Source organism: Streptomyces sp. NPDC032198, assembly GCF_040636975.1.
Taxonomy (GTDB): domain Bacteria; phylum Actinomycetota; class Actinomycetes; order Streptomycetales; family Streptomycetaceae; genus Streptomyces.
Genome location: NZ_JBEZVL010000006.1, coordinates 360,731 through 374,112 on the forward strand (window position 1 = coordinate 360,731; position 13,382 = coordinate 374,112).

Annotated in this window: 13 protein-coding genes; 10 read left to right on the forward strand and 3 right to left on the reverse strand. The window is 70.6% G+C overall.

Annotated elements, in window-relative coordinates:
* Positions 1-17 precede the first annotated feature (17 nt).
* Both aroA and AB0E78_RS18370 read right to left on the reverse strand, forming a co-directional pair.
* Positions 18-1,334 carry a 3-phosphoshikimate 1-carboxyvinyltransferase gene (gene aroA / locus AB0E78_RS18365; protein ID WP_361833401.1) on the reverse strand — a complete coding sequence of 439 codons (1,317 nt, stop codon included), beginning with the start codon at positions 1,332-1,334 and terminating at the stop codon, positions 18-20.
* A gap of 44 nt (positions 1,335-1,378) precedes the next feature.
* Positions 1,379-2,101, reverse strand: a complete 723-nt coding sequence (locus tag AB0E78_RS18370; protein ID WP_361833403.1) for a M50 family metallopeptidase — start codon at positions 2,099-2,101, stop codon at positions 1,379-1,381.
* Positions 2,102-2,162: 61 nt separating this feature from the next.
* On the opposite strand from AB0E78_RS18370, the gene AB0E78_RS18375 reads away from it, so the two are divergent.
* The 10 genes from AB0E78_RS18375 (at position 2,163) to AB0E78_RS18420 (ending at position 12,272) form a co-directional block, all read left to right on the forward strand.
* Positions 2,163-2,978, forward strand: a complete 816-nt coding sequence (locus AB0E78_RS18375; protein ID WP_361833405.1) for an SOS response-associated peptidase — start codon at positions 2,163-2,165, stop codon at positions 2,976-2,978.
* A 1-nt stretch (position 2,979) separates the two neighbouring features.
* Positions 2,980-3,621: an alpha/beta family hydrolase gene (locus tag AB0E78_RS18380; RefSeq protein WP_361833407.1), complete on the forward strand. Its 642-nt coding sequence runs from the start codon at positions 2,980-2,982 to the stop codon at positions 3,619-3,621.
* A gap of 221 nt (positions 3,622-3,842) precedes the next feature.
* Positions 3,843-4,523, forward strand: coding sequence for a sigma-70 family RNA polymerase sigma factor (locus AB0E78_RS18385; protein ID WP_361833409.1), 681 nt, complete (start codon positions 3,843-3,845; stop codon positions 4,521-4,523).
* On the forward strand, positions 4,520-4,864 hold the full coding sequence (rsrA, locus tag AB0E78_RS18390; protein WP_361833411.1) for a mycothiol system anti-sigma-R factor: 345 nt from the start codon (positions 4,520-4,522) through the stop codon (positions 4,862-4,864). Before AB0E78_RS18385 ends, rsrA begins: the two co-directional genes overlap by 4 nt.
* Before the next feature lie 185 nt (positions 4,865-5,049).
* A complete protein-coding gene (locus tag AB0E78_RS18395) occupies positions 5,050-6,399 on the forward strand; it encodes an HD-GYP domain-containing protein (protein WP_361833413.1) in 1,350 nt (449 codons plus the stop codon).
* Between the two features lie 35 nt (positions 6,400-6,434).
* On the forward strand, positions 6,435-7,700 hold the full coding sequence (locus AB0E78_RS18400) for an HD domain-containing protein (RefSeq protein WP_361833799.1): 1,266 nt from the start codon (positions 6,435-6,437) through the stop codon (positions 7,698-7,700).
* Positions 7,701-7,803: 103 nt separating this feature from the next.
* Positions 7,804-8,784, forward strand: coding sequence for a hypothetical protein (locus AB0E78_RS18405; RefSeq protein WP_351163657.1), 981 nt, complete (start codon positions 7,804-7,806; stop codon positions 8,782-8,784).
* Positions 8,785-8,848: 64 nt separating this feature from the next.
* A complete protein-coding gene (gene def, locus AB0E78_RS18410) occupies positions 8,849-9,499 on the forward strand; it encodes a peptide deformylase (protein ID WP_361833415.1) in 651 nt (216 codons plus the stop codon).
* Between the two features lie 305 nt (positions 9,500-9,804).
* Positions 9,805-10,926 (forward strand): epi-isozizaene synthase, encoded by a 1,122-nt coding sequence (cyc1, locus tag AB0E78_RS18415; protein ID WP_361833801.1) that lies wholly within the window; start codon positions 9,805-9,807, stop codon positions 10,924-10,926.
* A gap of 26 nt (positions 10,927-10,952) precedes the next feature.
* Entirely contained in the window at positions 10,953-12,272 is a 1,320-nt protein-coding gene (locus AB0E78_RS18420; RefSeq protein WP_361833417.1) for a cytochrome P450, read from the forward strand.
* On the opposite strand, the gene AB0E78_RS18425 is transcribed toward AB0E78_RS18420, so the two are convergent.
* Positions 12,226-13,242, reverse strand: a complete 1,017-nt coding sequence (locus AB0E78_RS18425; protein WP_361833419.1) for a helix-turn-helix domain-containing protein — start codon at positions 13,240-13,242, stop codon at positions 12,226-12,228. The genes AB0E78_RS18420 and AB0E78_RS18425 overlap by 47 nt on opposite strands.
* Between the last annotated feature and the right edge of the window lie 140 nt (positions 13,243-13,382).

Genomic DNA, 13,382 nt, shown 5'->3' on the forward strand with positions numbered 1-13,382 from the left:
GTTCTGGGATCCGCCCGTCAGTTCCCGAGCATTCCGGTCCAGAGATCGGGGAAGTCGGGCAGCGTCTTCGCCGTCGTCGCGACGTTCTCGATCTGCACGCCCTCCACCGCCAGACCGATGATGGCGCCCGCGGTGGCCATGCGGTGGTCGTCGTACGTGTGGAAGATCCCGCCGTGCAGGCGGCGCGGCCGGATGTGCAGGCCGTCGGCGGTCTCGGTGACGTCGCCGCCGAGTTCGTTGATCTCCTTGGTGAGGGCCGCCAGGCGGTCCGTCTCGTGCAGCCGCAGGTGGGCGACGCCGCGCAGGGTCGAGGGGGAGTCGGCGAGGGCGGCGACGGCCGCGATGCCAGGGGTGAGCTCGCCGACCTCGCTCAGGTCCACGTCGAGGCCGTGGATCGAGCCGGAGCCGGTGAACACCAGGCCCTGCCCGGTCAGTTCGCAGGAACCACCCATCTCGGTGAAGATCTCCCGCAGCCGGTCGCCGGGCTGCGTGGTGTGCGCGGGCCAGTCCGGGACGGTCACGGCGCCGCCGGTGACCAGGGCCGCGGCCAGGAACGGCTGGGCGTTGGAGAGGTCCGGCTCGACGGTCAGGTCGCGGCCGAGCAGCGCGCCGGGGGTGACCCGCCACACGTTCGGCTCGCCGCCCGACTCCGGGGTGTCCACCTGGGCGCCGACCGCGCGGAGCATGTCGACGGTCATCCGGATGTGCGGCATGGACGGCAGCGCGGAACCGGTGTGCCGTACCTCGACGCCCTGGTTGAAGCGCGGGCCCGAGAGCAGCAGGGCGCTCACGAACTGGGAGGACGAGGAGGCGTCGATCTCGACCGTGCCGCCGTCCAGGGCGCCGGCGCCGTGCACGGTCAGCGGCAGCGCGCCGCGGCCGTCGTCGTCGATACGGGCGCCGAGCGCGCGCAGGGCGTCGATCACCCCGTGCAGCGGCCGCTCGTACGAACGGGGGTCGCCGTCGAAGCGGATCGCGCCGTCGGCGAGGGTGGCGACCGGGGGCAGGAAGCGCATGACCGTGCCGGCGTTGCCGACATCGACCGTGGCGGGGCCGTGCAGGCCGGAGGGGATGACCCGCCAGGCCTCACCGGAGCCGTCCGGGCCCACGCCTTCCTCGATGCCGACGCCCAGTGCGCGCAGGGCGCCCGCCATCAGGAGGGTGTCGCGGGAGCGCAGCGGGCGGCGCAGCCAGCCGGGCTCGGCGGCGAGGGCGGCCAGGACGAGGCCGCGGTTGGTGACCGATTTGGACCCGGGCACATGGACCGTCGCGGCGACGGCTCCGCTCGCGTGCGGGGCTGGCCAGAGGGTGCTGTGCGCGGGGTTAACGGTCATGCCCACACTTTAGTGGCTCACGGTAATGGCGCAGTCGGCGCTGCTCAGAGGCCGAGCAGCCAGCGACCGCCGCCTATCAGTGAGCACAGTGAGACGGCGTGGAAGAGGAAGAGCCACATTCCCGCGGGAACGTGCGTGAGCCGGGAGAGCTGGTCCGCGTCCGAGTCACCCGCGCCGCCGCGCCTGCGCTTGGACTGCAGCTCGAAGGCGGGACGTACGCCTCCCAGGAGCAGGAACCACACCACCGCGTACGCGAACGCCGCCTGCACCTGCGAGCTGGTCAGCCAGGAGACGAGCAGGAAGGTGCCGCCGGTGATGACCACCGTGAGGGCGCCGTACGCGTTCCGGATCATGACGAGCATCACGATGAGCAGCGCCGTCGCGAGCCACAGGAACGCCGTGATGTGGCCGGCGGCCAGCAGCGCGGCCCCGCCGAGGCCGAGCAGGGGCGGCGCGGTGTAGCCCGACGCCGCGGTCAGGATCATGCCGAGGCCGGTGGGCTTGCCGCGGGAGACGGTGAGGCCGCTGGTGTCGGAGTGCAGCCGGATGCCGTCGAGGCGGCGGCCGGTCAGGAGGGCCACCAGGCCGTGGCCGCCCTCGTGCGCGATGGTGATGGCGTTGCGGGCCACGCGCCAGACGCCGTGCGGCACGACGACGGCGAGCGCCACGAGACCGGTGATGATCACCAGCCACTCGTCGGGGGCGGCCTGCGTGCCGAAGACGCGGTCCCAGAGGTCGGTCAGGCCGGCGTTCGCGGTGCTTTCCATTGCGTGGGCCATTGTCTGGACCGGCTCCTCTGGTCGTACGGGGTCTGGCAGTCTGGCACGTATGTGCGGACGGTATGCATCGAGTCGTAGGCCCGAGGATCTCGCGGGAGTCTTTGAGATCGAGAAGTGGGAGCCGGAGGAGGCGCTCGCCCCCGATTTCAACGTGGCTCCCACGAAGGAGGTCTACGCGGTCCTCGACCGTCCTGTGAAAGACGCGGAAGACCCCCGGCCGGTTCGCCAGCTCCGCACGCTCAAGTGGGGGCTCGTGCCGTCCTGGTCGAAGACGCCCGAGGGCGGCGCCCGGATGATCAACGCCCGCGCGGAGACCGTGCACGAGAAGCCCTCGTACCGCCGTGCCTTCTCCTCCCGCCGCTGCGTCATCCCGGCCGACGGCTATTACGAGTGGGTGACCGGCTCCGGCGAGCGCGATCTGGAGGTCGAGGGCAAGAAGAAGCGGCCCCGCAAGCAGCCGTACTTCGTGACGCCCGCCGACGGCTCGGTCTTCGCGATGGCGGGGCTCTACGAGTTCTGGCGCGACAAGACGCTCCCCGACGAGCACCCCCTGGCCTGGTGGGTGACGTGCACGGTGATCACGACGGAGGCGGAGACCTCGCCCCTCGCGGTTCCGCCCAAGGAGGGCCCGCACACGCTGGCCGAGATCCACCCGCGGATGCCCCTGATGCTCACGCCGGACCGCTGGGACGCCTGGCTCGACCCCTCGCGCACCGACGTCGAGGACCTGCGCCCCCTCCTGGAGCCGCCCCCGCCCGGCCTGATGCGGGCCTATCCGGTGTCGACGGCGGTCAGCAACGTACGCAACAACGGGCCGGAGCTGCTGAAGGAGCTGGAGGGGCCCGAAGAAGGCACACTCTTCTGACGTGACCAAGAGTGAGATCGTTTCGACCGACACGGGTGAGGCACGCGTCACCTGGCACCCGGCGCCCAAGACCAAGGCGCGGCTGATCCTGGCCCTCAGCCACGGCGCGGGCGGCGGCATCGAGGCACGCGACCTGCGGGCCATCGCCGCCGCCCTGCCCGCGCACGGCGTCACCGTCGCCCTCGTGGAGCAGCCCTGGCGCGTCGCGGGCAAGAAGCTGGCGCCCGCCCCCAAGACGCTGGACGTGGGATGGCGCGGCCTGTGGCCCGCGCTGGCGAAGCCGGGCCTCCCGGTGATCGCGGGCGGCCGCAGCGCGGGAGCCCGCGTCGCCTGCCGTACGGCCACCGAGCTGGGCGCCGCCGCCGTGCTCGCCCTCAGCTTCCCGCTGCACCCGCCGGGCAAGCCGGAGAAGTCCCGCGCGGACGAGCTCCTCGGCGCCGGGGTGCCGACCCTCGTCGTGCAGGGCGGGAACGACCCCTTCGGGAAGCCCGCGGAGTTCCCCGACGGGCCGTACGAACTGGTCGAGGTGCCCTTCGGTGATCATGGCTTCGCTATTCCCAAAAAGGCGGACATCAGCGAGGCGGATGCCATGACGATCGTCACGAATGGCGTCACGCGATGGGCGGGAATGTTGGGTGCATGACCTCTGTTGTGCCGAACAGAAGCTAAACGCTGTTGGTACGAGAGGAAGTCAGCCGCATGGGTTCGACCATCTGCCCGGCTCGCTCCAGCGCCCCTGACCTGGAGTGGACGGTGCTGAGCGCGCCCAAGACCGCTCCTATTCGAGCGGCGGCGGGACCGGATCGTCGTCTATCCTCCGATTCGAGTGGGACTGCTTTCGGTCTCACCACGTCTTTGGAGGAGGTGGGTCCGGTCACTGGGACCGACGCAGGGGCCGAGAACGGCCAGGCGGAGCGACCCGACGGAGGCGCTGAGACGTCGGCGGAGCGCACGGCCCGCTTCGAGCGGGACGCCTTGGGCTTCCTCGACCAGATGTACTCGGCGGCGCTGCGCATGACGCGCAACCCGGCGGACGCGGAGGACCTGGTGCAGGAGACCTACGCCAAGGCGTACGCGTCGTTCCACCAGTTCCGTGAGGGCACCAACCTCAAGGCGTGGCTGTACCGCATCCTTACCAACACGTTCATCAACTCGTACCGCAAGAAGCAGCGCGAGCCCCAGCGCAGCGCCGCCGAGGAGATCGAGGACTGGCAGCTCGCGCGTGCCGAGTCGCACATGTCCACCGGTCTGCGCTCGGCCGAGTCGCAGGCGCTCGATCACCTGCCCGACTCCGACGTGAAGTCGGCGCTGCAGGCGATCCCCGAGGAATTCCGCATCGCCGTCTATCTCGCCGATGTCGAGGGCTTTGCGTACAAGGAGATCGCGGACATTATGGGGACACCCATCGGTACGGTGATGTCCCGGTTGCACCGCGGCCGTCGCCAGCTTCGCGGCATGCTCGAGGACTACGCCCGTGACCGCGGCCTCGTCCCCGCCGGAGCCGCGTCAGAGTCGTCGAACGAAGCGAAAGGCTCAGGCTCATGAGCTGCGGAGAGCCGCACGAGACGGATTGCAGTGAAGTCCTGGACCATCTCTATGAGTTCCTGGACCACGAGATGCCGGACAGCGACTGCACCAAGTTCGAGACGCACTTCGAGGAGTGCTCCCCGTGCCTGGAGAAGTACGGCCTCGAGCAGGCGGTCAAGAAGCTGGTGAAGCGCTGCTGCGGCCAGGACGACGTCCCCGTCGACCTGCGCGCCAAGGTCATGGGACGCATCGATCTGATCCGGTCGGGCGAGGCCGTGCCCGACCACGACGTGACGGTGGAGACGGTGACCGCCGATGGCGGTGTGCCCGCCAAGGGGCTGCGGGCCAAGGAAGCCTGAACGCGCGGTAGTTGAGTGTGAGCAGGCCGTGACGGGAGACCGTCGCGGCCTGCTTTTTTTCTGTTCACCGTCACTCGTACGGTGCCAATTTCCGCCAGAGGGGCGCTGAGCACGGGGCCGCCGTTCTAGTCTCCGGACCTTGGAACGTGGTCCCTGGGGACGGTCACGGGGGAGGAGGCAGCGCCATGCGGTCCATCGCTCCATGGGCGCGCGCCTACATCCTGTGCGCCGCCCTGGCCGGCGCCGCCTGTGCCGCGCCCGCGCTGACCGCGCGCACGCCCTGGGCCGCGCTCGCGCTGCTCGCCGTGCTCTACGCCGGGTGCGAGCAGATCACGCGCTGCCGGATCATCGGCCGCCGCGCGGGGACCCACCTCAACGGCCTCGGCACCTTCTTCCCCGTACTGCTCGCCGCCGTCTTCCTGCTGCCGCCCGCCGCCGCCGCGCTCGTCGCCTTGCCGGGGGCGCTGCTCGCCCGCGTCGAGCGGAGCCCCCGGTGGGTGCGCAGGGTCTGGCGCGCGTCCCAACTCGCCCTGGCCGCCTGGGTCTCGGCGTGGGCGTACGGAGCGCTCGGCGGGCACGAGGCCGTGGCCGCGCCCGACTTTCCGTACGCGCTCGCGCCGGCGGGAGCGGCCGTCCTCGCCTTCGCCGCCGTGCTGACCGTCCTGGACGGCGGCATCCTGGCCACCGCGGAACGGGTGCCGGTGCGCACCGCGTGGCGGGGGCTCTTCCTGCGGTCGTTCGCGCCGGTCGCCGTGCACGGCCTCGCCGGACTGATGATGGCGGTGCTGTGGCGCAGCCCGTACGGGCCGCTCGCCGCGCTCCTCGTGCTGCTCCCGATGGGGGTCTCCTGCTGGGTCTTCGCGCAGTACCACCGCGAGCGCGCCGCCCACCAGGCCACCATCCGGGCGCTCGTCCAGGCCGTCGACATCAAGGACCGGTACACCCGCGGGCACAGCGAGCGCGTGGGACAGGCCTCCGTGCTGATCGCGCGGGAGCTGGGAATGGCGGACGAGCGGGTGGAGAGCCTGCGGTTCGCCGGGATCCTGCACGACGTCGGCAAGCTCGGCGTACCGACCAGGCTGCTGCGCAAGGACGGGCCGCTGACCCCCGAGGAGCGGCGGGTCATCGAGCTGCATCCCGAGTACGGGCACGAGATGGTGCGCGGGATCGGTTTCCTCGGCGAGGCGCGGGCGGCGATCCTCCACCACCACGAGCGGATCGACGGGAGCGGATATCCCTACGGGCTCGTGGGGCAGCAGATCCCGGAGTTCGCCCGGGTGGTGGCCGTCGCGGACGCCTTCGACGCCATGACGTCCACGCGGTCCTACCGCAGGGGCAGGCCCGTCGAGGCCGCCGTGGCCGAGCTGTCCCGGTGCGCGGGGTCGCAGTTCGACCCCGTCATGGTCACCGCCCTGCGGCGGGCCCTCGACCGGCACGGGTGGCACCCCGCGGTCACGTCGGACACCGGCGAGGTGCCGGGGCCGCGGCAGGGGGAGCCCGGAGTTCCCGCCGCCCAGGGGACGGCGCCGCGGTGAGGGCCGCCCGCCGCGCGGAACGCCTGCCCACAGCGGTGACGGTCCTCGTGTACGGCTCCGCGGGGCTGCTCACCCTGCTCGGCCTCGGCTGGACCCTCTGGCACGGCATCGCCGAAGGAGGGATCGCGCTCGCCTTCGGGGGGCTCGTCGCCGTGGGGGAGCTTGCCCGGTGGGGCACCGGGGGGAGCGACCGGGAGCCGGCGCCGCTCGGGGCCGCGGGGGCGCTCGCGTACGCGCTGCTGGGGGAGGCCGGCGGGCACACCACGCACCACGGCGTGTTCCAGGTGATCGCCGTGGTCGTCGGCGCCGCGCTCGTCGGGGCGGTGCCGCATGTGGCGCTGGGCAAGGGGCCCGCCCTCGACCACGTGGCGCGGCGCGTGCTCACCGTCGGATTCGCCGCCGCCTGCTTCCAGCCGCTCTACAACGCGGGCAAGTTGGAGGAGTGGGTGGGGCAGGGCCCCGGCTTCGCCGCCGTCATCGCCGCGCTGCTCGTCCTGACCGCCCTCTGTGACGCCGTGCTCGCCGCCGCCATGGCGCACGCCAGGACCCTCCCCCATGGCCTCAAAGGCATGGGAGGTACCCCCATCCCCTTCGGACCCATCCTGAGAGACGAGCTGCGGGCCATGCTCGGCATCGGGTCCGCCGTGTGCGCGACGGGGGCCGTGATGGCGCTCGCGGTGGCCGTGGCGGGGCTCTGGGCGCTGCCGGTGTTCAGCCTGCCGCTGCTCCTGACCCAGCTGTCGTTCGGGCGGTACGCCGCGGTGCGGACCACCTACCGGCAGACCATCACCTCGCTCGCCCGGTCCACCGAGATCGCCGGGTACACCCCGCAGGGCCACGCGCGCCGCGTGGCCGCCCTCAGCCGGGCCGTCGGGCGTGAGCTGGGGCTCTCCGCGCCGGACCTCGCCGTCCTGGAGCACGCGGCGCTGATGCACGACATCGGGCAGCTCTCCCTCGTCGATCCGGTGCCCGCGGGCGCCACGGCCGCCCTGTCGGACGCGGAACAGCGGCGGATCGCCCTGCTCGGGGGCGCCGTGGTGCGTCAGACGGGGGTGAACGGCGACGTCGCCGTGGTCGTGGAGCGGCAGGCGGACCCGTACCGCGACCAGCCGCTCACCGCCCGTATCGTGCGAGCCGCCAACGCGTACGACGAGATGGCGCGGGGAGAAGGTCCCGGAGGCCCTCTCAACGCCCTGGAGCGGCTCCGTCTGGGCACGGGCCGCGACTATCAGCCCGAAGTGGTGGAAGCCCTGGCCCGGGTGCTTGCACGGGGCGGTCATAGCTTGCCCCCGGTTGGGTAACCCATGGGTAATGAGCGGCCGTCCGACCGTACGTGGTTGGATGCCAAGAGGGCCCTCAGGGCACAGCGGAACTCAAGAACTCAGTAACCGGCAGGCGGGAATCGTGAGGATCTTCGGCAAGGGACGGCACCGGCCCTCCGCCTCATGGCGGCAGGCCACCGACCGCGCCTTCACGCTGATCGGTGACGGGCGGTACGAGGACGCGGGCGCACTCCTTACCCGCGCGGCGGATCTCGAGCCGTGGCTCTCGGAGTCCTGGTTCAACCTCGCGCTGCTCCACAAGTTCCGGCACGACTGGGAGCAGGCGCGCGCCGCGGGCCTGCGGGCCGTCGCGCTGCTCGACCGGTCGGCGGGCGCCCCCGACTGGTGGAACGTGGGGATCGCCGCCACCGCCCTCCAGGACTGGCCGCTGGCCCGGCGCGCCTGGCAGGCGTACGGCCTGAAGGTGCCCGGTGGCGTGGCCGCCTCCGGGGAGCCCACCGGCATGGACCTGGGCAGCGCCGCCGTGCGCCTTTCGCCCGAGGGTGAGGCCGAGGTCGTGTGGGGGCGCAGGCTCGACCCCGCCCGGATCGAGGTGCTCTCCATCCCGCTGCCCTCCTCCGGGCGCCGCTGGGGCGAGGTCGTGCTGCACGACGGCGTTCCGCACGGCGAGCGGACGACGGGGGCGGGGGACTCGTATCCCGTCTTCGACGAGATCGAGCTGTGGGCTCCCTCACCCGTCCCGACCTGGGTGGTTCTCCTGGAGGCCGCCACCGAGGACGACCGTGACGCCCTGGAGAAGCTCGCGGCGGACGCGGGCTTCGCCGCCGAGGACTGGTCGTCGTCCGTCCGGCTGCTCTGCCGCATGTGCTCCGAGAGCCGCATGCCGAGCGACGAGGGCGACGGCGAGCACCTGGACCCGCACGACCACAGCGAACCGGGTCACCCCGGGCCGCTCGGCCACCGCAGCCCCGGCGCCCTGTGGGTGCCCGAGCGCGAGTGCGGCATCGCGGCGCCCGCCGCCCTGGTGCGCGGGCTGCTCGACGGCTGGGTCGCGGACAGCCCGGACTCCCGTGACTGGCGGGATCTGGAAGAGGTCTGCTGACTCCTGGCCGTAGGCTGTACCGGCACCATCTCTTGTGGGTTCCCAGGAAGGCGTACGTCGGACAATGGCGCAGGACACTGAGCAGCAGTTCTCGGGCGGGGTGCTCCCCGTCGACGACGAGGGCTTCGTCATCGACACCGAGGACTGCGAGGAGCGTGAGACGGCCTACCGCGAGCGCGGCACGTCCCGGCCCATCACGGTCGTCGGCAACCCTGTGCTGCACAAGGAGTGCAAGGACGTCACCGCCTTCGACGACGAGCTCGCGAAGCTCGTCGACGACATGTTCGCCAGCCAGCGGACCGCCCAGGGCGTGGGCCTCGCGGCCAACCAGATCGGCGTCGACCTGAAGGTCTTCGTCTACGACTGCATGGACGACGAGGGCGTGCGCCACGTCGGCGTGGTCTGCAACCCCGTGGTGCGCGAGCTCCCCGCCGACAGGCGCCGTCTGGACGAGGCGGGCGAGGGCTGCCTCTCCGTGCCGACGGCCTACGCCGACCTGGCCCGCCCGGACTACGCCGAGGTCACCGGGCAGGACGAGAAGGGCAACCCCGTCAAGGTGCGGGGCACCGGCTACTTCTCCCGCTGCCTCCAGCACGAGACGGACCACCTGTACGGCTACCTCTACATCGACCGCCTCTCCAAGCGCGACCGCAAGGACGCGCTGCGGCAGATGGAGGAAGGCACTCCGCGCTACCCCGTGGTGCCGAACGCCTAGTCGACTCCTCACTCGCGCGCCCCGCGAGTCACCTGCGGCCCCTGGCCGGGAACTCCTTCCCGGCCAGGGGCCGTTCGCATGAACCGACCGGAACCGGTCAGCTGTGCGATCGAAACAGGCGTCTGATGATCCAGAATCAGTCACGTACAGGGATTTTCTCGGCACTGGGGGGTAGTGAATGGCGCAAATCTGTTCCCTGAACGGTCAGTTGTGGTGCTGAATGGAAAGCGCGGGGATACACAACGGCGCGCGCCCGGTACGGCGGGAGGGGCGTACGTCCTCACGCGGCTGAGAGGGGTTTGTCCGTGCCTGCATATTCACATGGCATTTCACCGACACAGACACATGCACGGGCGGTATCTGTGCCACCGGCGTTGGTGCTTCCGGTGATCGAGTCAGAGTTTCCTCGACAACTGCATCCGTATTGGCCGCAGCTCCAGGAGAAGTCCAGGACGTGGCTGCGCGAAATGCGCCTCATGCCCGCGGACAAGGTCGAGCGGTACGCGGACAGCCTCTGCTACACGGACCTGGTCGCCGGCTACTACATTGGCGCCCCCGACGAGTTGCTCAGCGCGATAGCCGACCTCAGCAGTTGGTTCTTCGCGTGGGACGACCGGCACGACCGCGACTCGGTGCACGGCAGGGCCGCGCAGTGGCGCAGACTGTGCCGCGGGCTCCACGAGACGCTCCGGTCCCCCCGGCAACAACTGCGCCACCGCGACCCTCTGGTCGCGGGGTTCGCGGACTGTGTCCTCCGGCTGTACTCGCACCTCGGGGCCAGCTGGAACGCCCGGTTCGCCCGGCATTTCCACAGCGTGATCGAGGCGTACGACCTGGAGTTCAGGAACCGCAGGACCGGCACGGTCCCGACGGTCGAGGCCTACATCGAGCTGCGCAGGCTGACGTTCGCCCACTGGACGTGGATCGACCTGCTGGAGCCCACGGCGCGCCACGAGCTGCCGACGGCGGTGCGCAAGCATCCCGCATACCGGCGGGCGGCGCTCGCCACACAGGATTTCTCCGCCTGGTACAACGACCTGTGTTCACTCCCCAAAGAACTCGCGGGAGATGAACTGCACAATCTCGGGATCAGTCTGATCCAGCACGAGGGGCTTTCCCTCGAAGAAGCCGTGGCCGAGGTTCACCGGCGAGTGACCCGATGCATTTCGGATTTCCTCGTCGCGGAAAAGGAAGTGCTGAGTCTCGCCGGGCAATTGGCCGACGGGAGCGTGCAGGGCAGGACGCTCGCGGACGCGGTGGAATCGTGCATCGCCAACATGCGGAACTGGTTCTCTTCCGTGTACTGGTTCCATCACGAATCCGGACGCTATCGGGTGGACTCCTGGGACGACCGGTCCATTCCCCCGTATGTGAGCGACGCGGCAATCAGTGACTTGGCCGAAACTGACTTGGTAGGTGAGGAATGAGCGTCGAATCCGCCATACCCGCGACAATGACTCCACCGCTCGTCAGCGGCGGAGCACCGCTCATCGGCCACGCCTGGAACCTGGTGCGCGACCCCCTCGGCTTCCTCGCCGCGCTAAGGGATCATGGTGATCTCGTACGCATCAGGCTGGGACCCAAGACGGCGTACGCGGTCTGCGACCCGGAGCTGGTCGGGCAGCTGCTGCGGAGCCCCGACTACATCGTCGGAGGGCCGCTCTGGGAGACCCTGGAGGTCCTCCTCGGCAAGGGCGTGGCGACCAGCAACGGCAAGACCCACCGGCGGCAGCGGCGCATGATGCAGCCCGCGTTCAGGCCCGAGCGGATCGCCGGTTACGCCAAGGTGATGGAGGAGGAGGCCCGTATGACGGCCGCGCGGTGGCGGCCGGGCGACACGGTCGACATCAACGCGGAGATGTTCCGCACCGCCGTGCGCATCGTGTCCCGCTCGCTCCTTGAGGTCGACGCGATCAGTGAGAAGGCGGACCGCATCGCCGAATCACTGCACACCGTCTTCGAGGGGCTCTACCGCAGGATGGTCCTCTCGGTCGGGCCGCTGTACCGCGTGCCGACCCAGGGGAACCGCCGCTTCCAGAGCGCGCTCGCCGATCTGCACTCCCTGGTCGACGAGATCATCGCCGAAGGCAGGGCGGCGGGTGAGGGCCAGGACGATCTGTTGGCCGAAATGCTGCGGGCGCGCGATGAATCAGGGCAGCCGCTCAGCGATCAGGAGGTTCACGACCATGTGATCTCGCTTGTCGTGGCGGGTGCCGAGAATATCGCGTCGACCTTGGCGTGGACGTTCCAGCTGCTGGCCGAACACCCCGCGCAGGAAAGGCGATTGGTTGAAGAAGTAAATGCCGTCGCGCCGGATCGGGAGATCACATTCGCCGACCTGAGCGACCTTCCGCACACCCGGAATGTCGTCACCGAGGCCATGCGCATACAACCGGCCGCCTGGATATTCACCCGCAGGTCGGTGGGAGAAACCAACCTGGGCGGCTACCGCATTCCGGCCGGAGCCGACATCGTCTACAGCGTGTACGCGATGCAACGCGATCCGCGTTCCTTCGAGCAGCACCTGGAGTTCGACCCGGACCGCTGGAATCCGGAACGCGCGGGCGACGTACCGGAGTTCGCGATGATGCCGTTCGGTACCGGTAACCGCAAGTGCCCGGGAGACCATTTCAGCCTGGCGGAACTCGCCATCATCCTGGCGACGGTGGCCCCGAAGTGGCACCTGACGCCGGTCGCGGAGACCGACGCCGACGCGAGGATCGGCATCACGCTACAGCCGAAGAGGGCCGTTCTCCGGGCCGAGAGGCGCTGACGGCCGGTCCGCGGAAGGTGCGGCGGTAGGCGTTCGGCGTGGTGCCGAGCGCCCGCAGGAACTGGTGGCGCATCGCCGCCGCGTTGCCGAAGCCGGCACGCCCGGCGATCGCCTCCACGGTCTCGTCCGAGCCTTCCAGCAACTCCTGCGCCAGGAGCACGCGTTGGCGCAGGAGCCAGCGGTAGGGCGTGGTGCCCGTCTCCTGCTGGAAACGGCGCGCGAAGGTGCGCGGCGACATGTGGGCGCGGTCGGCGAGCTGCTCGATGGTGATGTCCGCGTCCAGATGGCGCTCCATCCAGGCGAGCACCCCGCCCACGGTGTCGCACGCCGTGCGCGGCAGCGGACGCTCCACGAACTGGGCCTGGCCACCATCGCGATGGGGCGGTACGACCATGCGCCGGGCGATGGCGTTGGCGACCTCGGTGCCGTGCTCCTGGCGCACGATGTGCAGGCAGGCGTCGATGCCGGCCGCGGTGCCCGCCGAGGTGATGACCGGGCCCTCGTCGACGTACAGGACGTCGGGCTCGACCTCGGCGCGTGGATGGCGCACCGCGAGCTCCGTGGCGTGCCGCCAGTGCACGGCGCAGCGGCGGCCATCGAGCAGGCCCGCCGCGCCGAGGACGAAGACGCCGGAGCAGACCGAGAGGACGCGCGCCCCACGGTCCACCGCGCGGCGCAGGGCGTCGAGCAGCTCCTCCGGGAAGTCGCGGTCCACGAACGACTGACCTGCGGGAACGGCGATGAGATCGGCCTCTTCGAGCCGGTCGAGGCCGTACGGGGTGGAGATCGAGAACCCGGCGTGGTTGCGCAGCGGCCCGCTCTCCGCGGCGACCACCGCGAAGTCGTACACGGGCAGGTCCTCGTCGCTGCGGTCGAGGCCGAACACCTCGCAGACGACACCGAGTTCGAAGGGATTCACGCCGTCGAGCAGCACGACGGCCACGTTCTTCAGAGCGCCGGTCCTCAGCATGCCTGCCAGTCTGCCGCAGGGTTGGCAGTAAGTCGATGCTGTGTGGCAGTCCTGCCACTGACGCTTCCGTCCGGCCCGCAGGACAGTGAGGACATGAACGCAATCACCGATTACGCGACCGTCCTGACCGTCCTCCTCCT

Bases quoted from the DNA above. Each gene is read 5' to 3' on its own strand.
- aroA (WP_361833401.1), bottom strand. From the start codon at position 1,334: ATGACCGTTAACCCCGCGCACAGCACCCTCTGGCCAGCCCCGCACGCG.
- AB0E78_RS18370 (WP_361833403.1), bottom strand. From the start codon at position 2,101: ATGGAAAGCACCGCGAACGCCGGCCTGACCGACCTCTGGGACCGCGTC.
- AB0E78_RS18375 (WP_361833405.1), top strand. From the start codon at position 2,163: ATGTGCGGACGGTATGCATCGAGTCGTAGGCCCGAGGATCTCGCGGGA.
- rsrA (WP_361833411.1), top strand. From the start codon at position 4,520: ATGAGCTGCGGAGAGCCGCACGAGACGGATTGCAGTGAAGTCCTGGAC.
- AB0E78_RS18395 (WP_361833413.1), top strand. From the start codon at position 5,050: ATGCGGTCCATCGCTCCATGGGCGCGCGCCTACATCCTGTGCGCCGCC.
- def (WP_361833415.1), top strand. From the start codon at position 8,849: ATGGCGCAGGACACTGAGCAGCAGTTCTCGGGCGGGGTGCTCCCCGTC.
- AB0E78_RS18420 (WP_361833417.1), top strand. From the start codon at position 10,953: ATGACTCCACCGCTCGTCAGCGGCGGAGCACCGCTCATCGGCCACGCC.
- AB0E78_RS18425 (WP_361833419.1), bottom strand. From the start codon at position 13,242: ATGCTGAGGACCGGCGCTCTGAAGAACGTGGCCGTCGTGCTGCTCGAC.